The organism is Noviherbaspirillum album, assembly GCF_035916955.1.
Classification (GTDB): domain Bacteria; phylum Pseudomonadota; class Gammaproteobacteria; order Burkholderiales; family Burkholderiaceae_D; genus Noviherbaspirillum; species Noviherbaspirillum album.
Genome location: NZ_JAWIIV010000002.1, coordinates 71,713 through 94,503, shown reverse-complemented (window position 1 = coordinate 94,503; position 22,791 = coordinate 71,713). Strand labels below are relative to the sequence as shown.

16 protein-coding genes and 1 pseudogene are annotated in these 22,791 nt (G+C 56.1%); 7 read left to right on the top strand and 10 right to left on the bottom strand.

The annotated features are described in order from the left end of the window. Positions 1–42: 42 nt before the first annotated feature. A pseudogene (locus tag RY831_RS33185) lies at positions 43–391 on the bottom strand (transposase); the annotation flags it as partial. Between the two features lie 872 nt (positions 392–1,263). Here RY831_RS33185 and RY831_RS03235 point away from each other — a divergent pair. Then, positions 1,264–1,779 carry a ferric uptake regulation protein gene (locus tag RY831_RS03235; protein ID WP_326504897.1) on the top strand — a complete coding sequence of 172 codons (516 nt, stop codon included), beginning with the start codon at positions 1,264–1,266 and terminating at the stop codon, positions 1,777–1,779. A gap of 1 nt (position 1,780) precedes the next feature. Here the strand turns inward: RY831_RS03235 and RY831_RS03230 are convergent, their stop codons facing one another. Next, the gene (locus RY831_RS03230) at positions 1,781–2,731 is read right to left on the bottom strand and encodes a CAP domain-containing protein (RefSeq protein ID WP_326504896.1); all 951 of its coding nucleotides are present in this window, start codon (positions 2,729–2,731) and stop codon (positions 1,781–1,783) included. Between the two features lie 222 nt (positions 2,732–2,953). After that, entirely contained in the window at positions 2,954–4,081 is a 1,128-nt protein-coding gene (locus RY831_RS03225) for a glycosyltransferase family 4 protein (protein ID WP_326504895.1), read from the bottom strand. A gap of 1,318 nt (positions 4,082–5,399) precedes the next feature. Here RY831_RS03225 and RY831_RS03220 point away from each other — a divergent pair. Both RY831_RS03220 and RY831_RS03215 read left to right on the top strand, forming a co-directional pair. After that, positions 5,400–7,406: a copper resistance system multicopper oxidase gene (locus RY831_RS03220; RefSeq protein ID WP_326505178.1), complete on the top strand. Its 2,007-nt coding sequence runs from the start codon at positions 5,400–5,402 to the stop codon at positions 7,404–7,406. Positions 7,407–7,783: 377 nt separating this feature from the next. Continuing rightward, positions 7,784–8,554: a copper resistance protein B gene (locus tag RY831_RS03215; protein ID WP_326504894.1), complete on the top strand. Its 771-nt coding sequence runs from the start codon at positions 7,784–7,786 to the stop codon at positions 8,552–8,554. Between the two features lie 289 nt (positions 8,555–8,843). Here the strand turns inward: RY831_RS03215 and RY831_RS03210 are convergent, their stop codons facing one another. Next, complete coding sequence (locus RY831_RS03210; RefSeq protein ID WP_326504893.1) at positions 8,844–9,062, bottom strand: hypothetical protein; 219 nt, start codon at positions 9,060–9,062, stop codon at positions 8,844–8,846. 13 nt (positions 9,063–9,075) lie between these two features. On the opposite strand from RY831_RS03210, the gene RY831_RS03205 reads away from it, so the two are divergent. After that, positions 9,076–9,648, top strand: coding sequence for a cupredoxin domain-containing protein (locus RY831_RS03205; protein ID WP_326504892.1), 573 nt, complete (start codon positions 9,076–9,078; stop codon positions 9,646–9,648). A 125-nt stretch (positions 9,649–9,773) separates the two neighbouring features. On the opposite strand, the gene RY831_RS03200 is transcribed toward RY831_RS03205, so the two are convergent. Further along, entirely contained in the window at positions 9,774–11,180 is a 1,407-nt protein-coding gene (locus RY831_RS03200; RefSeq protein ID WP_326504891.1) for a heavy metal sensor histidine kinase, read from the bottom strand. Beyond that, on the bottom strand, positions 11,177–11,848 hold the full coding sequence (locus RY831_RS03195) for a heavy metal response regulator transcription factor (RefSeq protein WP_326504890.1): 672 nt from the start codon (positions 11,846–11,848) through the stop codon (positions 11,177–11,179). Before RY831_RS03195 ends, RY831_RS03200 begins: the two co-directional genes overlap by 4 nt. Before the next feature lie 1,107 nt (positions 11,849–12,955). Between RY831_RS03195 and RY831_RS03190 the strand changes: the two genes are divergently transcribed. Next, on the top strand, positions 12,956–13,546 hold the full coding sequence (locus RY831_RS03190) for a four-helix bundle copper-binding protein (protein WP_326504889.1): 591 nt from the start codon (positions 12,956–12,958) through the stop codon (positions 13,544–13,546). Between the two features lie 483 nt (positions 13,547–14,029). Here RY831_RS03190 and RY831_RS03185 read toward each other — a convergent pair whose 3' ends face one another. From RY831_RS03185 to RY831_RS03175, 3 genes are all read right to left on the bottom strand, one after another. Next, on the bottom strand, positions 14,030–14,722 hold the full coding sequence (locus RY831_RS03185; RefSeq protein ID WP_326504888.1) for a copper resistance protein B: 693 nt from the start codon (positions 14,720–14,722) through the stop codon (positions 14,030–14,032). Positions 14,723–14,770: 48 nt separating this feature from the next. After that, the gene (locus tag RY831_RS03180; RefSeq protein WP_326504887.1) at positions 14,771–16,594 is read right to left on the bottom strand and encodes a copper resistance system multicopper oxidase; all 1,824 of its coding nucleotides are present in this window, start codon (positions 16,592–16,594) and stop codon (positions 14,771–14,773) included. Positions 16,595–17,703: 1,109 nt separating this feature from the next. Continuing rightward, positions 17,704–18,132, bottom strand: a complete 429-nt coding sequence (locus RY831_RS03175) for a DUF2933 domain-containing protein (RefSeq protein WP_326504886.1) — start codon at positions 18,130–18,132, stop codon at positions 17,704–17,706. Positions 18,133–18,616: 484 nt separating this feature from the next. Here RY831_RS03175 and RY831_RS03170 point away from each other — a divergent pair, with 484 nt between their 5' ends. After that, entirely contained in the window at positions 18,617–18,946 is a 330-nt protein-coding gene (locus tag RY831_RS03170) for a DUF4148 domain-containing protein (RefSeq protein WP_326504885.1), read from the top strand. A 161-nt stretch (positions 18,947–19,107) separates the two neighbouring features. Here RY831_RS03170 and RY831_RS03165 read toward each other — a convergent pair whose 3' ends face one another. After that, positions 19,108–20,034 (bottom strand): alpha/beta fold hydrolase, encoded by a 927-nt coding sequence (locus RY831_RS03165; RefSeq protein WP_326504884.1) that lies wholly within the window; start codon positions 20,032–20,034, stop codon positions 19,108–19,110. A gap of 278 nt (positions 20,035–20,312) precedes the next feature. Here RY831_RS03165 and RY831_RS03160 point away from each other — a divergent pair, with 278 nt between their 5' ends. Further along, positions 20,313–22,748 (top strand): heavy metal translocating P-type ATPase, encoded by a 2,436-nt coding sequence (locus RY831_RS03160; RefSeq protein ID WP_326504883.1) that lies wholly within the window; start codon positions 20,313–20,315, stop codon positions 22,746–22,748. The last annotated feature ends 43 nt before the right edge of the window (positions 22,749–22,791 follow it).

Below are 22,791 nucleotides of genomic sequence, written 5' to 3'. Positions count from 1 at the left end.
CTACGCCTGAACGGTACTGTTAATTGGGGTACGGTCAGATTATTTCCCTCCATGGACCGCCCGCACGGACGAACTGTCGGTAACCACGCGCGAGAGGTCGACCGGATTGGCATTGCGTAGCTTGGTTGGCAGCACGCGATGCAGTTTGTCTCATAACCCCGGCCTTCTGCCTGTCACGCGCGCGGCGCCAACATGTCATGCCCGAGCCGCATCCCATTTCGCTGGGCAGCAACTCCCAGTGCAATCTGGATTGCTGGATGAACAGAATGCCGGTGAATACACGTCGTTCGTCCAGCCTCTTGCGCCCGGCTGACGACTTGTGCGGCGGCGGTGGCGGCAGTAAGGGCCGAACGATTTCCCATAGTTCATCATCAACCAGTTCGCGGGCCATGGCGTCTCTCCGAAGAACTTACCGGAAAAACCATTGGACCGTAGTTACTCGATTCTGTTAGACGCTCAAAAGCTTAGGGCCGGGCTCATTCCGAATCCGACACAACGAAAGAGCCTGTATGCAGCAAATTGCGCAGCCTGTCCCGGTGCAGCCTTCAGTGGCAGCGACAAGGGACCGTCAACGCTTCACAAGATGTACGACCCCCTCATCACGGAAATGCTGTGTTTCAATTGATGGTCAAGAATGAAGTGCGAGCACGTCATTGAATTTCTGAGGACATGAAACTGACACTAACTGTCACGCCCGATTTGACGGGGTTTCACCCATCCCTGCATATATTCGTGATGAACAATGCAAGGTCGAAGTAAGGTACATTCGATGTAACAGAGCGCAACCTTAACACTATCTAGGACCAGCAATGCAGTTCTATCGCGATTGGGTACCAATCGATGTAGTAGATTCCTACCTCATTCTTTGGCTATTAGTTACGTTGGCCATTCTTGGCGGACTCCTTTGGATGGAGCGCAAGCAGGTTTGGCGATGGCTAGCGAAAAGAGCGAGACAAACACCTTCGCCGCGACGGCGTGGCAAGAAGCACCGGTAACTAAGTCCGATTGCAACGGACAATGGAGCCGCAAGTCAGCAAGACATTGTGGGGTTGTTTCCACGCGTGGAATGAAAGAAGGACAGGTATAGTCCGATGTATCAGTCCCTCAACCGGTTTGGGCAAGGCGCCAATCTACCTGGCGCTAACCGGGCCTTACTTCAGCGGGATAATTGTTTGCATTACAATTGGAACCAGACGACGACGCCTGTGTTGCTATGTGACTGGCGGCCGACATGCAGGTTTCTTTCACCTGTGCAGGGTCGTGATGCAACCGACACCTTCCAGAACAATGGATATTCCAAAAGAAATTCGTGACTGCGGCCTAAGGGCAACGCTTCCAAGGGTGAGGGTGCTGCAACTGTTCCACGAAAATCCGGGTAAGCATTTCTCCGCAGATGACAACTATCATTTGCTTTCCAACGAAAACATTGACGTCGTGTTAGCGACCGTGTATCGGGTATTGCTGCAGTTCGCCGAAGCGAACATCTTGATTCGCCATACCTTCGATACAGATCGTGCTTTTTTTGAGCTTAACAAGGGCTCTCACCATGACCATATTATTTGTACCAAATGTGGCTGCGTGGAAGATTTTGTGGATGACGCTATTGAACAGCGTCAAGCGCTCATTGCCAAACAACATCGATATATTCTTCAAACGCATACGCTCACGCTCTATGGTCTCTGCGAGACTTGTACTCAGCCGGGTCATTGGGACAGGGTAGTGATCTTCCGGTGTTCCGTGCAACGGAACGGTTTGTCCAAATGCATGCACATTCGCTGAATCAGGGGCGCGTTACAAACGTCCAGAAGCGATTGATAGCGCGGTTATCAACTGAACCTCGGAATGTCACCTCGTAGGTCGTTGCTGGTGTGAGCGGCGTTAAAGGAATAATCGATGCTGCCGATTTTGGCGTGTAGGTATCCGTACTGGAGACTAATAATCGGACCGGAAGCGGGGCGCCTGCGCGCGGGTGGATGGTGAAGCTTTCGACCTGCACGGAGGCTGTGACGTTGGCGTGTACACTGATGGGATACCCGACTTCATTTTGTGAGGGTACCGGGTCGGGCAATTCATTGTCGCTCAGAAAATTCGTTGGAACCTGCTGCTGACCGTTGAAAGGGTATGTCACAACGGTTCCCGTAGCGAGCCCCCGGTTAAGCCCCACAGCGCCAAAGTTTGTGGTGAAATAGGTTGTCCCCTGTGCTGATGTCGCGGCTCCGGCTCCGGCTTCCTTAAACATCGGCTCGAAGGCCACAAAGCGATGGTAAATCGCGGCAATCAAGTCTTCAGCTGACCTGAATCCAGAGGTGTAGCTGGTACTGCTGATGATTTCCCCATACATATGGCCAGCCGTACCGAGTTCGTAACCGGCATTGGCGAGACGCTCGCTGAGCGTAGCCCCAGTAAAATTCACTGCCGTGCGTGTTTGTTCATGCGTGATGATGCTATTGGTGGCCTGGTATCTTGAATGCCCAAGAGCTGCGGTGTCAATCCGCGCGCTGCGTGTCACGCTGGATAATCCCATCTGAGTACGCCGGAAATTAAACCAGTTGAAGCCATCAGTGGCCGTGTCGCCGGTCGCTTGCGGCGCGCCCGGTTCAGAGGCAAGGACGTTCGATGAGACTGCTGTGCTGGCAGAGACTTCATCATTGCCGTTACCACCGCCGCAACCAGCAAGTCCGATGGAAAATAGAACAATAGGAATGATTTTTTTCACAATGGCAGTATGCACAGGTTAGCTCCAGACTTGCATCGGCACTTCAACGGATCTGGCCATTAGCCGCTAGCAACGATAGATGGCGGGGTATTGGCCAGCAGGGCATCAAACAGGTCGCAGTCATTCACATCAACCACGCAGGAATGTGTTTCGTCTGACTGCGACCGCAGCGGGTGGTTCAGGCCTTCGGCGACACAACGATGCGCAATCACTTCGAACTAAGACGAACCGCGGCCTTCAATGTCCGACTTTTTGAACAAAGCCGCCTGGAATGCCTGAAACTGCACGCCGACAGGCTTCAGCCATGTTCAACGCCGCCCGGTCATAGGAATACTCGCCCACGCGTTCGACACTATTGTGGGAAAACGTCCGCCATGTTTGTTCTTGAGTCAGGAGCAGAACCGCCCGGTCGATCCACTGCTCTAGATGCAGCGCACAGACATAGCCGTTCTCTCCATCCCGAATAAGTTCTCCCGCCGCACCTGCGAACGGCGTTGTAATGACTGGCAAACCCGCCGCACACGCCTCATTCGCGACCACACCCCAGACATCGCCCTGAGTGGGGAACAAGAAGATACGAGCGTTCCAATAGTAAGGAGGCAGGTCGGCGTGGGCGATGAATCCCTGGAAGTGCGCATCCACCAAGTCAGCATCGATGTCCGCGCAATGCCTAAGCAAAGCTTCTTGTTCGCCAGTGCCGACAAACAAGATACGAGTCTTACGCTGGAGTACGCGTGCGGTGCCGATTGCAACGCGAAGGGCAAACAGTGGATTTTTGATTTCTTCGATGCGCCCACAGAACACGAAATCAAACTCTCTGCGCACGGGGGCGTCTTTGGCAGCGAACAATCGGTTGTCGATGCAGAGCGGTACCTTGTAGCAGCGGTCTGACGGAACCCGATACTTGCGAAATAGCCTGAGCCCGCCATCGCTCGCGGCGAGAAACGCCTTTGATCGCGTAAAGACAAAACGCCGTATGAGGGTATGCATCGTGCTAAGGGAAAGCTCGGAGCGGTCGGTGCCGTCGGTCATTGGCACGTGTGGGATACCCTTAGCCAGCGCGTACGCAAGCGCGTACATATGCGTCGGGTTGAATCCCCCCGTAATAATGACATCAGGAGAGAACTTGCGTAAGGCCGAGATGACATCGATATTATTGTGAATGTAACGCCCACCTTTCTCGATCACCTTTTCACGAAGACAGATGTAGCCAAAATCTAGCGGAGGCAGTACCCACCGCCGGTTAGGCTCGCGAAGCGTACAAAGGATAACCTGAAGTACCACACCAGGCATTTTGGACAGAAGGCTGAATAGCGGTACACGGTATGGTGGAAGTTCATTTGTGACGATGGCAATACGAAGCATTGTCAAATTCCTGTTAGTAGACCATAAGGAAGCGCCGCTTTACATCGCCGGGGCAATGGCAGTGGTCGTCATAGAGATCCACCAGGTTGTGCAATTCTTTAACGTGGTAACGCGATGCACGAGACAATAAAAATCCCGCTCCCTCGCTTGAGATAAAAGCGGGGCGAACTATCGACTGCGCCGTTAAAAGGAAGTTGTACCCGGTGTAAGGACGCGCGATACACGCACCCTCACCGTTTAGCTAAGAGATGCTGCTCCATATCGCGCGCAAGGCGATGTGCCGGGCCGTCCAGTGGTCATAACGGCATAACGAGATCAATGAGCTTTTTTAATGCATAGGCCGTCATCACCTGAGAAGTCAGTATTGGCGGAATGATGAGCCGTACAGAAGAAGAGTGCATTCAAACAACGCCTTCTTCACTGCTGCACACACCCGGTCAACATGCAGCTGGCCGGACGTGCGGCAAATCTGAATGCGCGGCTACCACTGGGTCATGGCATTTGCTTTGAGTGGAGATCCCCAAAACGCGGGCGATAAAACGCCGCCACGACGCTAGCGTCCGCTGCGATAGGTCATGTCTTGCGAATTGCCATAGGCGCTAGGGCCGCCTCCTGTCGTCATGCTTGAACATCCCGCCACAATAAACGCAAATATTACCGCTGAGAATATTTTCATACGAATTCCAGTCACAAAGTTGATAGAGACGCTGGGCCGAAGCCCCTGAGCTTCTTCATTCTGGATCTTGAACATTACAGTCAGATGACGATGGGATTACATATTGCTAAGTTGTGCGCAAACTCTGACGAAGCATATAAACTTTTCAAGCTTTGCATCTGTCGATAGGAAGACACGCGGTCTGCATGATGCAGCATTGCACCATTGTCATAGGCCACGTGCTTGGAATGCGGATTGGAATGTGATGCACGAGGCCTGTGTGCGCATCCAAACTGCGTTCGCGTTCGACGTTAAGCAGACATTGCATAATGGAAAAGTGCTTCGCTTTGGCGCAGATGAAGCAAAAATTGCATCCACGGTTAGCGGCATGCGGGATGCGTATTCGGAGTCATAACGTTGCTTATGTTCACAAGAGAGCGCAACACCTCAGCGAATGCCATCAGTATTCTAGGCACCACGCATTGCGATTGGCGTTCGGTAGATTGGGTGTCAAAGGTCGGACGTTGTTGCGCAGCCACCCCCGCATACGCGGAGGAGAGTGAATTATGAAATAGCACGGAAGCCGGAGCGGTAGAGGTAGGGTTGAACATTAGAAGTCAATGGACGCTATTCATATTGCTTATTGGGGGATGCGTGAATCAAATGAAGAATGAGGGCGGGCTGAATCGACTGGGTCGGTCACGACGCCGTTTCGTTACGGGCCTGGCGGCAGGAGGGGCTCTGGCCGCGGTAGGACCATTCGGCCGGCTTGCATGGGCGGCCGCAGAGCCTGCAGGACTGAAGACCCTGCAGGGAACCGAATTCGACCTCACGATCGGAAGCACACCTGTCAATTTCACCGGCAAAGATCGTCATGGAACGACCGTCAATGGTGGTGTTCCCGGCCCGTTGTTGCGCATGCGTGAAGGAACGACGGTGACCTTGCGGGTGAACAACCGCCTGACCGAGGATTCGTCGATCCACTGGCATGGACTGATCCTCCCCTTTGAGATGGATGGCGTGCCAAGTTTTAGCTTTCCTGGCATTGGTCCGGGAGAGACATTCACTTATCAGTTCAAGGTTCAGCAAAGCGGCACCTATTGGTATCACAGCCATAGTCGGTTCCAAGAGCAAACAGGGGTGTACGGACCGATCGTAATCGATCCTGCAGGTCCGGATCCCATCAAGGCCGACCGCGACTACGTAGTCATGCTGAGTGATTGGACGGACGACGAGCCGGAATGGATTTTTCGCCGCTTGAAGCAGTCCTCCGACTTCTTCAACTACCAGATGCCCACAGTGGGAGATTTCTTCCAGGATATGCGGCAAATGGGTTTATCGAAGGCCTTCGAGAAGCGGCGGATGTGGGATCAGATGCGGATGAATCCTACAGATCTGGGGGACGTTTCTGGAGCGACATTTACGTACCTGACCAACGGCGTTCCCCCGGCGGGTAACTGGACGGCGATTGCTCGTCCTGGCGAACGGGTTCGGCTGCGTTTCATCAATGGTGCGGCAACGTCGATCTTCGATGTCCGAATCCCCGGTTTGAAGATGACAGTTGTTTCCACAGATGGTCAGAACGTTGAGCCGGTGACCGTCGACGAGTTTCGAATCTCGGTCGCCGAGACCTATGATGTCGTGGTCCAGATGCCGGATGACCGCGCCTACACGATTTTTGCGCAATCCATTGACCGTAGCGGCTATACCAGAGGAACGCTCGCGCCAAGGCTGGGGATGACGGCACCCGTGCCGGAAATGGACCCGAAAACATGGCTCTCCATGGTTGACATGGGCATGGGAAACATGCCGGGACATGATATGGGCGCGATGAATGTTCAAGGCAGCCCACAACCCTCGGCGGCGATGGGGCAGGCACATGCTCCAACGGCTGGCCAGCAAGCGGGTGCAGCTGGCGCTGGCGCAGCGTCGGCTCAGCAGGGGGGAAGCCACGCCACGCACGGCATGCCTGGTCATACCATGGGGAGTGCGGCGCCCACCGCAGCCCAGCCGGCCCAGTCCGGCATGGCTGGGCATGACATGTCGACCATGAATGCACAAGCCAAGCCGGCGCCAGCGCAAGGCGGGCATAACATGGCTGGCCATAATATGGGGGCCATGGCCGGCATGCAGGGACATGATATGTCCTCGATGGAAGAAATGACCATGCTGGGCACCGAACCGGGTATCGACTCCCGGTCAATGGCACCCTCGAAGTCGCTCAGTGATCCTGGACCGCGACTGCGCGATAACGGCCGTCGCGTTCTGACCTATGCCGATCTGCGCACGATTGGCGGGCCCATCGATCAACGCCCGCCATCTCGCGAAATCACCCTGCGGCTGACTGGAAATATGCAGCGTTTCATTTGGGGGTTTGACGGCAAAAAATTTCATGAAGCCGAACCGGTCTACTTCAAGTACGGGGAGCGGCTTCGGGTCAGGTTGATCAATGACTCCATGATGAATCACCCGATTCACCTGCATGGCATGTGGAGTGAGGTCGAGGATGAGAATGGCCAGTTTCAGGTGCGCAAACACACGGTCAATGTACAGCCCGGCAAGCAGCTGACGTTTCAAGTGACAGCCGACGCAATGGGTCAGTGGGCGTTTCATTGCCATCTTTTATATCATATGGAGGCGGGCATGTTCCGCAAGGTGATCGTCGCATGAGCCGCTACTTGCCAACCTATTGTGATGGTCGTCATCTGCGAGCGCCCACGCTGCCTACTGTCTGGCTAACGATCGGCTTGCTGGTCGGTACGTCCGCCAGCGTTGCGCAATCAACGATGCCTGGAATGGATCATGGATCAATGCCGGGCATGAACCATGGCGCCATGCCCGGGATGAACCACGGGCAGGCTACCCCCCCGGGGACTCCACAAAATGTGACACCGGGTCCTGCGGCGCAGCCACCGTCCGGCGGGCCAATGACACCGTCTCCATCACATGGAGCGCATCCCGGGACGTCGAATCCGCGTTCTAGCACGCCTATGCCGGCTGCGGGAGGGGAAAGTCGTCCTGCAGGGGCATCGCAGGGGATGCCTACCATGCCCATGCATGGCGAACACAACATGGCCACGCCGAGTCAACAGCAGATGCTACGTTCGTCCACCGTGCCCTCGGCGTCGCAATACAAGCGCAATCCAGACGGTTCTTACCAGATTCCTGGTTCGGAAATGGTAATGGCCGACAACGATATCTTTTACATGGTGTTGTTTGATCAGCTGGAGTATGTCAAGAGTCGGGACAGTAACGGTCTTGCCTGGGATGCTGAAGCTTGGGTTGGCCGAGACTATAGCCGCCTGTGGATCAAAACCGAGGGCGAACGGCTGGAAGGCCGGTCCGAAGGCACCATAGAAGCGCTCTGGTCTAAGCCAGTGGCGGCCTTCTGGGACGCACAGGTTGGCGTCAGGCATGACTTTGGGGCGGGGCCAAGCCGTCAATGGTTGGCATTGGCCATCCAAGGCGTCGCACCCTATTGGTTCGATGTCGAAGGAGCGCTCTACCTAGGCTCTGCCGGTCGGGTTGGCGCACGTTTCAAGACGGATTACAGTTTCCGGCTTACCCAAACGGCATTTCTCACCCCCGAAATCGAGGTCAATGCCTATAACAAGTCCGACCGCGCCCGTGGCATCGGCAGCGGCTTGTCGGATATCCAACTGGGCTTGCGGCTTCGCTACGAACTGCGCAGGGAAATCGCCCCATATATCGGGGTCACCTGGGGACGCAAGCTTGGCCGGACCGCAGATTTTGCACGCGAGGAAGGGGAGTCGCCGATTGAACGCCAGGTTGTCGCCGGCGTGCGTATCTGGTTCTAACGCGGTTTGGGGACTCCTTGTCTGCGCTGACGGCTTTCGCTTGTTGCGGCAGTCGCTAGTGACGACCTGGTCACGGGTTCCCCGTGGTTAGCCTTTCGCACGTCGTCGGCGGAAATACGGGCATTGGATCGGCATGCCGCCCGGTGCTCTGTAAGCGACAGCTTCAAGGCGTCGTACAAACCTAGCGGCGGCATGACACAACATCGATCCTGATGTGAAGAGCATAGGCCTTAAACGCCTACCAAATACCAGTCAAGTGAATACAAAAGGAGAACACTATGCAACTACCCTATTTTAAAACCTGTGTCGCCATGGCAGCCGTCATGCTAGTTGCCGGGTGTGCCAGCAGCGGACCGCAAGCGACGTCGCAGAACTCGTCCTCTGCATCGACGGCAAGTCGCGCTGGTACATCCACAACTGCTGCGTCGCCGTCCGTATCGACATCCACGACGGCTGCAGCCACCGGTATGCAGGGAATGAACCACGGGTCCGGCACCATGGCAGGCATGGATCATTCCTCCATGTCGAACATGAAGGGCATGGATCACTCTTCAATGGCCAACATGAAGGGCATGGATCACTCTTCAATGGCCAACATGAAGGGCATGGATCATTCCCAGCACATGCAGGGTGGCGGGACAAGCCATGGCGGCACTCAGTCGTCGGCTGGCGATCATTCCAAAGGGCATGGTAGCGGGGGGCACGGCTCATCAGCGGCAGGACGGCCCGGCACGGCAGCGCAGGTCACGCGGACTGTCAACGTCACCGCGCTTGATACCATGCGGTTTGATCCATCCACGCTGGCTGTGAAGGCTGGGGAGACCGTACGGTTTGTGGTGGTCAACAAGGGCAAATTGCCGCATGAATTTGTCATTGGCACGACAGAGGAACAAAAAGAGCATGAGCAAATGATGCAAAAGATGCCAGGGATGAAGCATGATGACCCCAACGCCATCACGCTGGCACCGGGAGAGACCAAGAGCCTGATCTGGCAGTTCGGCCAGAGTGCGAACGTGGAGATCGGCTGCCATATTCCTGGGCACTATCCAGCAGGGATGCTAAGCAAGGTGACGGTCAGCGGGAGCAATCGTTGACTTAGGAGGCGAGCGCAATGGGGTCTAAGGTATCCTGACCGCCCTGTAAAATGCTACAGCCGTAAGGTAGAGCCATTCGTACTCCGCGACCAATAGCTTTCATGGTCGCGGCATCGCTGACGGTATCAGGGATGGATCGGAAACAGTAGGGTAAAAGTTGTGATCTCGTTTGGCGTGCTGGAGACCATGGCTTGTCCGCCGTGAAGTTTCATGATGGACGCGACGATGGCCAAGCCGAGTCCGGTAGACGACGCGGAATGACTGCGCGCTTCATCCACCCGATAGAAGCGGTCAAACAGACGCGGCTGATGTTCGGCGGCGATGCCCTTGCCAGGGTTGCTGACGCTCACCAGCGTACTCGTAGGCTTCTGTTCAATAAATAGTCTGACCGTTCCGCCAGATGGCGTGAAGCGGATAGCGTTGGAGACCAGGTTGTTGACTGCGCGGCGGAACAGGGTTGGATCGGCATTGACGGTGGCACTACCGTCGACAGCCAAGCGGACACCGACATCTTCGGCAATCCCCTCGAAATAATCCGCGATGCGCTGCAGTTCTTCCTGGCCATCAAGAGGCTGCCGGTTGAGCGCCACCTGCGCATTGTCAGCCCGAGCAAGGAACAGCATGCTCTCAACCATGCGTGTCAGGCGTTCATATTCCTCCAGCCCGGAGCCCAGCAAGGCGACGTACTCGTCTTCGCCTCTAGGCTTGGAGAGCGCCACCTGCGTTTGCATTGTCAAGTTATACAAAGGGGTCCGCAAGTCATGTGCAAGATCTGCGGAAAATTGCGATAACCGTTGAAAACTTTCCTGAAGTCGGTCGAGCACCGCGTTAAATGATTGCACCAATGTTTGCAGTTCAGATGGGACGGCCCTGGCTTCCAGGCGCTTGTCCAGACGTCTCGCCGTAATGGAATGCGCCTGTTCGGCGACTGCTTTCACAGGCCTCAGTGAACGACGCACTACGATGAAGCCGAGCATTGCGGCACAGGCGGCCCCCGAGAGCACGGCGCCCAGAATATCTCTTAGATATTCATCGAGCAGCGACATCCGATCAGACGCAGTGCGGGCCACGATGATCTGGACTTGCGTCGCTGGATCGGCAAGCCGCCCCCATGCCGAAATCGTCGTGGCCACTCTACCAGGCGCATACTCCCACACCTTGAGTGCACTTTCGTCCGGAGTCTCATTCGCGGGAACCACCGCAATATCGGGAAGCGAAACAGCATCATTCTGGTTACGGACAAGTATTTGTCCATCGGCGGCACGCAAGAAAACGATCAGGCCATCGTGCCCGGTAGCGACATCAATAAATCTGTGCTGGTCCTGCCTGATCGCGCGCACTGATGGAGTTTCGATAAGAATATGCCGATACTGCTCGACCTTACCGATCAGTTCATGTTCATCTCGGGATTGCAGCTGATTGGCCAGCGAGCGGTACAGGTAGACACCCACCACGCTGAGCGTCAGTAATGCCGAGGCAGCAAACAGCAGCGCCAAGCGCGCAGTAAGCGAATGTGGCCAGAAGCGGGTCACCCGCGCTCCTCCAATACATAGCCCATTCCCCGCACGGTATGCACCAGCTTGTTGGGATAGGGATCATCGACCTTGCCGCGCAGGCGCCTTATCGCGACATCGACAACATTGGTATCACTATCGAAGTTCATATCCCAGACTTGCGAAGCAATCAACGATCGGGATAGCACCTCGCCCTTGCGTTTCGCCAGCAGATGTAACAGCGCAAATTCTTTTGCCGTAAGATCGATCCGCTCACCGGCGCGAGTCACGCGACGCTTGAGAACGTCGATTTCCATATCAGCAATTTTGAGCAACTCGGCGTCACGGATGGGACCGCGTCGAAGAAGAGTGCGGATGCGGGCGAGGAGTTCGGCAAAAGCAAATGGCTTGACAAGGTAGTCATCCGCACCAAGCTCCAGGCCTCTTACCCGGTCTTCGAGCTGGTCCTTTGCAGTCAGGAACAGTACCGGGGTTTCCTGTGATTTACGTAGTTCTTGGATCACCTTCCAGCCATCAAGGCCAGGAAGCATGACGTCGAGCACGATGACGTCATAGGTATCGGTTTGCGCCATATGAAGCCCATCGAGCCCATTTTGAGCCAGATCGACGATAAACCCAGACTCGGTAAGCCCTTTACGTAGATATTCCCCGGCTTTAACCTCATCTTCCACTACTAGAACGCGCATGGTTGTCCCTGTACATTGCAATCGGTTGCTGCATATTTTCACCGATAAACGAACAATCCCACATTACAAAGCTGTAATGTTGGCGTTCTGAAGAGAATGCCGCGGCCATAGGGCGCTTCCTATCGCTCGTGCACTCTGACGGAAGGGTCGCTATCAGGGGGTGGAACCTCGGCGTGGCTTTTTTTATATGCTAGACTAAAAGAATGAGCCGTTTTGCTAAGATGCTATGGATATGGATGCTCGTCCTTGTGCTACCCGCGCAAGCGATCGCGTCTGCCAGCAAGGGCTTGTGCAATCCTTCGCATCGCGTAATGGCGTCATTCCAACACGGGCAACGATTAGCGCATTCGGTTGACGGCACGATGCAGGCGCTGTTCGTTGAACAGGCCGCCATCGCAGCTTGCGACAAGGCCAGTTTCGGAGCAGGGCAGTTACAGGCTACCTCCATTGGCGACGGCATGACCTGTAGCGCATCTACGGTATGCTGCGCTGCCAGCGCCATGCCGCTAGCTCCGAGCCCATGGGCGCCCACCCTTGGGCACGTGGGCAGAGTTGGTGATGGCCCTATCTTCCTGTTTGCCAGTATCGTACTTGCCGCCCCTGAACATCCTCCGCGTCTGAGCTGAACCGAGTATCAAAGCCACTACAATTAGCTTGCCGGTTAGCATACCAACGGTGGGGAAGTGGTTGCAAGCGTTCGTAAAGGACAGCCTGTCGCTACGGAAGGTTGATGCCCACAGGAAGAAATCGAGCGCGCAGGCAGAGCCTTTGATTAGCAGCGAAAGTGGAAGACACTTGGCCTGCCACAGGTGACCAGGGTGGGTCTCTCCGAGGGTAAATAACATGCCGGAGCAATGCAAGCGTGGAGGCAAAACATCGAGATGCATCTGATGAGCGGTCCACAGTTACTGACTCCAAGGCAGACGATAAGACGGCTTGACCTATCGGGTATCGTCACGTGCGCCACCCAATGGTGGCTTGGAACGGCTAATTTGTCGACAGGGTGGCGTATCACCCCAGTACGACTACACGGGTATCTGACGGAGGATGAACAATTTCTAAGCATTCCGATCCTATTCGTCACATAACGAAATTCATGGGTCGAATATGAAGCCCGCAGCAAAGGGAGACTGTGCCGGGTCGCGAACATTCCGTCAAAAGACTGCGCCACATCGCGGGTCACCGGCGGCAGAGAAAGGCAGCATACGTATATCAGAGGCGGGGCAATTTGACCCTGTCCATTGCAACAGGGAGCTACGCAAGCATCTTCAATCCCTCTTTTTGGAGCAGATCATGACTATGTCAACCCAATCTCAAGCGCAGACTAATCCGCAAATGCATCAACACATGATGGAATGCATCCAGAACTGTCTGGACTGCGCACGCGCCTGTGAAATGTGTGCGGCTGAGTGTGTTCGAATGGATATGCCGGGTATGGCTGAATGCATTGCAGCATGCTTTGATTGCGCCGATGTCTGTTTGCTAGACGCGCGGCTAATGAGTCGCAATTCGCCGCTCCACTTCGACACGTGCGCCCTTTGCGCGCAGATCTGCAACACCTGCGGCGACATTTGTGAGCGGATGGGTGGTTCGCACTCAGGCCAGAGCGCGGCGGTGATGCAGGAGTGCGTGGCGGCATGCCGCCGTTGCGCTCAGTCATGCGAGGCCATGGCGTCGATGCGCACAGCGATGCATTAATGGAACCGTGCGGGGCACGCTGCCCCGCACACTTTTCAACCTATCGGAAATACTATGTTCTATACCGGCGGGTCGCTGCCTTCATCGATGTTGCCAATGTTGGGTGTGGTCGGTGGACTCATTCTACTGGCGCTGTTGGGCTTCTCTTACTATTTGCGCAGGCAGCATAAACGACCGAAACGCGCCGGGAAAAATTTTAGAAAGGCGCCGGCGCAACCCTCAGTCGCAATACGAAAGAAGAAAAGATAGCCCTTCTGGTCCGGCAATAAGGGGCCTTTGACGCCCCATCGTAGCCCTGCAGTAAGTCATCGCTGGTGCTATCTGGTTCATAGGGAAATCGGTCCTAAGGACGTGGCGCGCTGCGAGCATGAATATGGGCGATCTAGTTTGGCGGTTAAACAGCCAACGGCGGTTGAGCTGCGCAGACTTTTCAAAACAGTCTAACGGAAGCGATCTTGCATGGCCGGTCGTGGTCAACGTCGCTTAGAACAGCAGTCGAATGCCCAATCGTACTGACGAACTGCTGTTGCTTGCGCCTAGCGCATACCGCTTGCTGTGTGCAACCTCAATATACGGGGCAAAGGCGCGGGTGATCTCATAACGAGTATTGATTCCTACTTCATACGTTTCAACACCACGCCGCGTGTCTTCAACGCGAATGTTCGATCCCGACCAATCGGCAAACACAAAGGGACGGCAAATCAGGCGATTGGTCCAGAGCAGGTCGTACTCCGCGCGGGTACGGGCAAACACTTTGCCGTCGGAGCGCACGAACAAGGCCAGGTCGACATCGAATGCATAGGGCGCAAGGCCCCTGACTCCCAGCGCGGCATAGGTGTGCGATTCAGGCTTTCCCTGAAAGCGCAATCCGGTTTGCAGCTCCCAGAACGGGGCAAGATAGCGTCCGTATAGTGCTTGCACTTCCGCGTCATCCAGGCGACCGGCTTCCCGAGTAGCCTCGGCTTTCCAGACAAACCGGTGGTAATCGCCGCCTATCCACCCCTCCGCGCGGCCTGCTTGGATACTTTTGCTGCCACTGGCGCGGCCGGTATCAACCTCGATTCGGGTGGCCGAAAACAGCGGATTGCCTTCCATGGCCGTTGCTGACGTCACCACGAAGGATAGTGCGGCCACCGCGGCCAAATGACCTGCTCCAGAGAGGTATGCGTTTTTCATGAGTGGTTTTTTTTGCTAGCTATAAGGCAATGACGTTGCAGGGCGGGCCTATTTGACGATAACGGCTTGGACCATGCCGGTGGCCGCGTGGTAGAACAGGTGGCAATGAAACACCCATCCTCCTTGTTCATCGAATGCGGTATTCAGTGTGACCGTCTCGCCAGGAGTAACGATTACAGTATGCTTGCGTGGTAGGTATGCATCCTGGCCATTTTCCAGTGTGAAGAACGCGCCATGCAGATGCATGGGATGCTCCATCATGGTCTTGTTGGTGAGCACAAAGCGCAGTGGCTCGTCAACGCGTGCTTCGAAGAACGTAGCTTCAGAGAGTCTTTTGCCGTTGATCGTCCAGAAGTAGCGGTTCATGTCGCCGGTGAGATCCAACTGGATCGTACGTGCCTGCTCGCCCGCGTTGCGCGTTGGCTGCAGCGATCGCAAATCCTTGTAGCTCAGGCGCTCGCGCACCATGGCTGAGGCGGCGATTGCCGACACGGTAGCCGCATGGACGGACGTCGCCGCATGCGTTTCATGCGCCGTCACAGGCGCGGCCGGTGGCTGTGCATGGGACAGGTTGGCAGAAGCATGTGCTGAGTGGTCGGCGCTCGGGGCGGATGAGAGCGAAGCATGGGAACTACTGCCCGGTGGCTGTGAAGTGGCAGCAGGTGCGGCGGGCCGGCTGCCATGCTGAGCATGTTCGCCTTCACCGTGAACGCCTGCCATCTCGGACAGTTTGCGTACTGGACGCAGACCCAGCGTCGGGATAGGCGCTTCCATACCGGCTTCCGGAGCGAGCGTGCCACGTGCAAATCCGATGCGGGCCATTGTGGCTGCAAAGATCGTATAGGCACGGCGCTCCGTTGGTTGCACGATGACATCGTAGGTTTCGCCATTGCCAATACGCAGTTCGCGTACCTTGACGGGTTCCACATTCTGACCGTCAGCGGCCACTACGGTCATGTCGAGGCCGGGGAGGGAGACATCGAAGAAATTCATCGCTGCGCCATTGATGAAGCGCAGGCGCACCCGCTCGCCCGGGGCAAACAGTGCAGTCCAGTTGTCTTCGCTGCGCTGACCCTGCAGCAGGTATTGCCACTCCGGACCGCCATCACTGAAGTCAGTTGGATCCATGCGCATTCTGGCCCAGCCTAGTCGTTCCGTCCAGATTGCATGGCGCTCTTCTGCTGACGTGGCCGTCTGCAATTGCGCAAACAGTTCCGTGAGGGTTTGACGGCGGTAGTTGTAAAACCCGTCGGTCTTTTTAAGGTTGGCCAGGACGCGTGCCGGTGGGATATCGGTCCAATCCGACAACAGGATCACATAGTCGCGGTCATACTGGAAGGGCTCAGGCTGTGCAGCATCGATGATCAATGGTGCATAAAAGCCTGCCGGCTCCTGGAGGATTGCGTGGCTGTGGTACCAGTATGTGCCGCTTTGTCGCAGCTTGAACCGGTACTCGAATGACTCGCCTCCCCGCACGCCTGGAAACGTTACGCCCGGCACGCCATCCATTGCATTGGGCACGAGCAGCCCATGCCAGTGAATCGAAGTGGTTTCATCCAGGCGATTCGCCAACCTGACCGATACCTCGTCGCCTTCGCGAAAGTGCAGCAGTGGCCCAGGAATCGTCCCATTAAGAGTAACGGCTGAAGCAGGCTGCCCGGTAAAGTTGACCGGTGTGCGCGCAAGCGTCAGGTCGTAGTGCCGGCTGACAGGAATCGATTTGATATCGTCGGCGACGCGTGCGGTAGTGCCTGCTGCGGTGCGCCCGATAGGTAACGCAAACATCATCATGCCGGCAGCAGCACCACGCAGAAACGTGCGCCGCATGGGCTGTTCAAGTGTGGATTCCGAAGACATCGCATGACGTCGCATGTTGCATTCCTTTCAGTTGCTTACTGCAGCATTGTTGTAGACTTCGGAAGCAGGCGGCGGTCCGGTAACACGATGCATCCTGTGACCACTGACGGCAATGCAGCCCTACTGGAACAACTAGGCCTCCCTAGAGTCGTGCGAAGACTAATCGTCGGCAACCGAAATTTAATTGATCCAGGTCAAAAATATCAGGATGCTGCATTAACGCCACTGTGCAGCGCGTGCCCGTGGAAATGGCTTGTCAGCTCGCATTCATAATGCCGTTCTTTAGTTCGATTGAGCGTACTCGCGCAGGCAACTGGACTGGAGCTACAGGTCATGCGAACTCTGACCGATCATGCAGGAGCTCGGCAATACTTTCGTGGATACTCGCACGGGAAGACGCCGCGCTATGGGTCAATGGTCGGACCATCAGCGACGCCGGGATACATAGGCATAAAAGGATAAGCATCTTTGCCGGTAGGAGCTGTACAGCCGTGAATGGTTCTCTGGCTACGGTGTCGTTAGACGGGTCGCTCTCGATATTTTCGTGTGTGCGGTCTTCCTGTCGCTTAAGTTAATGAGATTGGTGGCTAGTCGTTCATGCGGTCGGGTGAGATTTGTATCCTCAACTCACCGGTCGGATGAGTCCTGAAAAGTGAGGCGGGTACTGCGCCGACCTCATTTCCGGGGCGCTCCAGGTCGATGTAGGCATTCGATCGCACCTGGAATCAGGCCCGCTACCTTAGAGGTGAAGTTGCCGGGACTTTTATACATAGATGCCGGTCGAGCCAACGAAATGCGAACCTATTATGGCAACGCTGAACGCCAGTGAGACCTATTCGCCCAGAAGCCTGGCACGCAAAAAGAGGGATGGCTATTCATGCCATTGTGGTAAGCCTGTACAGGCTTAGTGCTACACCGGCGGTGGTTATCGTAAGTAGCATACGCTGCCGGGTTTCCAATGCGTCAATGGGCAATATCGCCGCAGGCATCTAAAGCAACATGCATAACGCTCAACTACCAGCGGTAGGCTGGAGCCAGTATCACAGGCGCGGATCCGGTTTCGGCCGGCGCTCATGCATCGCTACCACAGCATCAGCATGGCACCTCCCTAGCACGTGTGAACTTCAATGCGTGTGTTGGTCGGAGGACTTGCCATTTGCGACCGGTTTGCTTTGCCCTGGCAGTGAGCCGCCGCCAGCTTCTGCATTCTCATGGCCGCCGTGTCCACCATGTCCGAGCAGGTGCATCAGTGGACACGCCAGAAGAATCAGGAATGGGGCAATTTCCAGCAGGTGTGCACCATGGCGCACGACCAGCCAGCTGACCGCCGCTGCCAATCCGAGCCAGAGCAACCATTGGTTGACGCGCGACCAGTTAGGGCGTGGAGCAGAAGAAGGGTGAGAGGGATTCCGGTTCATGTGGTCCTCGCGATAAGTGATAGGGCTACCGTACTGTGCTGCGATGGAGTGTAGAGAGGCCACCTTAGTATTTGATTGATCCATGTCAAATTCCTCCAACTGTGGAGCAACAGGCTCCCAAGCCGATTTATTCATGCATGTCACGCCAGCATGCTGGACATGAACCCCGTCCGCGCGGGTTGGCTGTTCAGGCACCCCTTACCGTTGGACGTCTTGCAACCGCAAGGGGGACTGCTCGAAAACGTAACTGGCCACCCGCTGTCTGCTTGCTGCACAGATGCTGCTGTGCCGCCAGCCTGTCTTCAATCATGGCATGTCGTTCCTGTTACTCGGAAGATGAGCCGCAACGTCAACGCGTGGGCGCGTCGCCCATGAGGATTTTCACTTTGTGGCATGGTACTACGCTGACGTGTTCACTCGAAGATTTTGAAATGATCACGCTACGCGAACCGTTAAGCAAGGAAGATAGCGATTGCCAATTGGTTGATGACCCAAAGCATTACGCAGTTGTAATCCGCCGGTCAGATTCGTGTTGCCCTCGGGTTTCTATACTTGCACTCATGGATCGATGCAGTAACGAAGCGATCCGGAAGTATCCCATTACCCATAGGAGTGCAAAATGAAATCGATCTCGCTGTCTGTTGCCGTTATTGTTGCTGTGCTGTCCGCTGGTGTAAGCTCCGCCGCGCTGGCCGACGATAAATGGATTGGCGATCAGGGCACAAACTGGCAAGAGCATATCCGCTCCACCAAAACACGGGCCCAGGTTCAGGAAGAACTCCGCCAAGCACAGGCCCAAGGACTCGTTCGTATCGGTGACGATTCATCCTATCCCTATCAGCCCAAGTTCGTCTCCTCGCGGAGTCGCGCGGATGTAAGGACCGAGGCGGTTCAAGCGAATCTGAGCAGCACCAGTGCTCTTAGTGAGCTCTACCGTGGCGGAAATTAAGTGCGCTGGCAGAGCATTAGGGCGTTTAGGAGTGCCATAGGTACTTTAAAGATGCAGGAGCCCGCCCTGCGCGGTTCCTGCAGTGGCGCGGAGATGCATTCCCGATATCAAGCGATTGCAAGCTCGGTATAGAAATCGTTCCGCAGAGGTTACATCGCTGGCTAGGTTGACTGGCCAGCATGCGACAGGTGCCAATCCTGGCCGGCCGGCTTCGATACAGTTTCCATGAATTCGGCGAGCGCTGCATTGAACGACTCCGGTTGCTCGACGTGGGGCAAATGTCCACAGTCGGGAATCACTACTAACTTGCCGCGCCGCAGTTGCCGCGCGGCGGCGATCCCATGGTAGCTGGGCACGACTTGATCGTCGGCGCCCCAGATCACCAATGTCGGAATCTCCAAGTCGAAAAGCCCGCCCAACAGCACCTCTCGTTGACCGGTCAGACCGAGTTGTCCTCGTACCGGGGCCACCACGCCGCCCATCACATGTCCTTGCAGACGGGCCAGACGCGATGCGTTGGCGTACCAGGACAGTGGGATACGCTGCGGCTGAGAGAAGGTGATGGACGCGAGTATCCACGTCCACTGTGTCGCACCCCACGGCGTTGTGCACCATAAACTTATCGCTTCGCCGACCATCGGGAGTGCGAGCATCACCAGCAGTGGATGTGTTTCCCGTCCGAGCGCCGCGCTGTCAACCAGACACAGGGCGACGACGCGGTCCTGCCTGGCGAGGGCAACGCGCAAAGCAATGAGACCGCCATGCGAGTTCCCCACCAGCGTCACTTGAGATAAGCCGAGCTCATCCAGAAAGGCCGCAAGAAAGTCAGAATAGAACGAGGGTGGGGTAATCGCTGACCCAAGCCTTTCACTTTCTGCGGCACCTAGCAGGTCAAGCGCATAGACGCGGTGCGAACCTGCCAGTACGGGAATGACATGCTGCCACGTCGCCCAATTCTCTTCTTGACCATGGAGAAGGATGACCGCCGGCCCGGCACCTGCCGTGACATAGTGCACATTCAGTCCTTTGACAGTTGCCCACTCTTGCCTGACATTTGGTAACGAAGTGTCCACAATGGTGCCAGTCATTACGTTTTCCCTGCACAACCGGACTAATATCGCGCATGTCGAAGAAGTTGCATTGCTTGACACGTTATTGCAGTTGATCAGGTACGTAAAGTGCAACGATATTTATCGCCAAATGTTGGTCGCGACCGAACGGTCCGACTAGCAGTTGGCGCTTACTCGGGCAGCATGGAACTTGACGCGCCGTACGTAGTTTCGGGAATAGAAAAAACACGGTATCAACCCTTGACCTTACCATCGTTGGAAGCACTATTGTTACGATAGAGTGTCAGGAGAATTTCATGGATAAGGCAGTCAACAACAAGGTCGGCATGGCGGACGTGTCTTTCAATGTGGAGGGAATGACGTGCGCCTCCTGCGTAGCGCGCGTCGAAAAGGCGTTGAAAGCTGTCCCGGGCGTCGAAATGGCATCAGTCAATCTTGCTACAGAAAAGGCGACGGTTCGCGCAGAGGCGGCAGTCGGAATGGACGTGCTTACCGGCGCCGTAAAGAAAGCCGGTTATGAGGTGCCGGACGAAGAGGTGTCGCTTGCTATTTCCGGGATGACCTGCGCATCGTGCGTTACACGCGTTGAAAAGGCGCTAAAAAAGGTGCCTGGCGTAACAAGTGCATCGGTTAACCTGGCGACGGAAAAGGCTCAAGTCAGGTCCACAGGTGTGGCAGTAGAAGCGCTTATTGCGGCGATCCAGAAAGCAGGGTATGAAGCAACATTGCATACGACAGAGCCGCCCGAAACGCCGCCAAGATCGGCCCTTCCGGGGTGGTGGCCTGTCGCACTGTCGTCTGCATTGAGCTTGCCGCTGATTACTCCGATGCTTGCGCTTCCCTTTGGCGTGAACTGGATGCTGCCCGGATGGCTCCAGCTGCTTCTTGCGACACCAGTGCAGTTTTGGCTCGGCGCGCGCTTTTACAAGGCTGGATGGAAGGCGCTGCTGGCGCGGTCTGGCAACATGGATTTATTGGTTGCCATTGGCACAAGCGCAGCTTACGGCCTGTCCGTGTACTTGTTGTTCGCCCATGGCAATCACGGCGAAATGCAGCACTTGTATTTCGAGTCCTCCGCGGTCGTTATAACGCTCGTGCTTCTGGGAAAATGGCTGGAAACCCGCGCCAAGCAACAGACGGTGGCGGCGTTGCGGGCACTGGGATCGTTGCGTGTGACGACGGCGATTGTCCGTCGAGATGGGACAGACATTGCGGTCCCGACCGCGCAGGTCAGGGTAGGCGATCTGGTCATCGTACGGCCAGGTGATCGTGTTCCGGTGGACGGTACCGTGCTCGAAGGTACAAGCCATCTCGATGAGTCGCTGCTCACCGGTGAAAGCTTACCGGTTGCCAAGGCGGCTGGCGACCCTGTGACGGGTGGCGCCGTGAATGCCGATGGCTTGCTGGTGGTGGAGGCCACCGCGGTGGGGGGCGCTACCATGCTGTCCCAGATAATTAAGCTGGTTGAAGATGCGCAAGCCGTCAAGGCACCAATCCAGCGTCTGGTTGACAAAGTCAGTGCGGTGTTCGTCCCCGTTGTGTTGTTGATCTCGGTAGTAACGCTCGTTGGCTGGGGCCTGCTGACTGGCGATTGGCAGCAGGCCTTGCTCAATGCGGTTGCCGTGCAGGTAATCGCCTGTCCGTGTGCGCTGGGGTTGGCGACACCCACTTCGATCATGGCCGGAACCGGGGTCGCGGCAAAGTATGGCATTCTGATCAAAGATGCGGAGGCGCTGGAAGTCGCTCATGCGGTTACTGCGGTCGCCTTCGACAAGACCGGCACGCTGACTGAAGGAAAACCGGCTGTGGTCGCGCTGGAATCCCCGAACCGCTCCGAACGGGAGTTATTGGAACATGCCTGGGCGGTGCAACAATACAGTGATCATCCGTTAGCCAAGGCAGTTGCTGCCGCGGCGTCAGAGCGCGGCATTGCGTTACAGGCTGCGGCGGATGCCAGGGCGCTTCCAGGACGCGGCGTACAAGCGCAGTTGGCAGGCGTCACGGTCTATCTTGGCAATAAGAGGCTGATGCAGGAACTTGGCGCACCGATTGCCGCCATGGAAGAGAGAGCCGGCGCTCACGAGAGCGCCGGCCGAACCGTCTCGTGGCTTGCAGTCAGCACTGAAACAGGCATCAAGGTGGAGGGTATACTTGCCTTTGGCGACACGTTGAAATCCACTGCGAAATTGGCTGTGGCCAGACTCGCAGACATGGGCGTGACATCGGTAATGCTGACTGGTGATAACCCAGGCAGTGCAAAGGCGGTGGCGGCGGCAGTGGGGATTCGTGAATTCCGTGCGGAAGTGCTGCCGGCCGACAAGGCCCACGTCATCGCAGACCTCAGGAAAGACGGCCGGCAAGTGGCAATGGTCGGCGACGGGATCAATGACGCGCCGGCGTTGGCGGCTGCGGATGTGGGCATCGCGATGTCGACCGGAACCGATGTGGCGATGCATACCGCCGGCATTACCCTGATGCGCGGCGATCCCGCACTCGTAGCCGCCGCAATTGATGTCTCGAAAAAGACGTACCGGAAGATTCAGCAAAACTTGTTTTGGGCATTTATCTATAACCTGGTGGGGATTCCGTTGGCTGCTTTTGGTGTGCTCAATCCGGTAATTGCAGGCGCGGCCATGGCGTTCAGCTCTGTCAGTGTTGTCAGCAATGCCCTGTTGCTGCGCCGCTGGAAGCCGCAGCCGGAGACAAACCGCGAAAGACGCGATCATTGGTGATGCAACACATCAATATGTAGAAATTGCGTCCCGGTCGGGACCA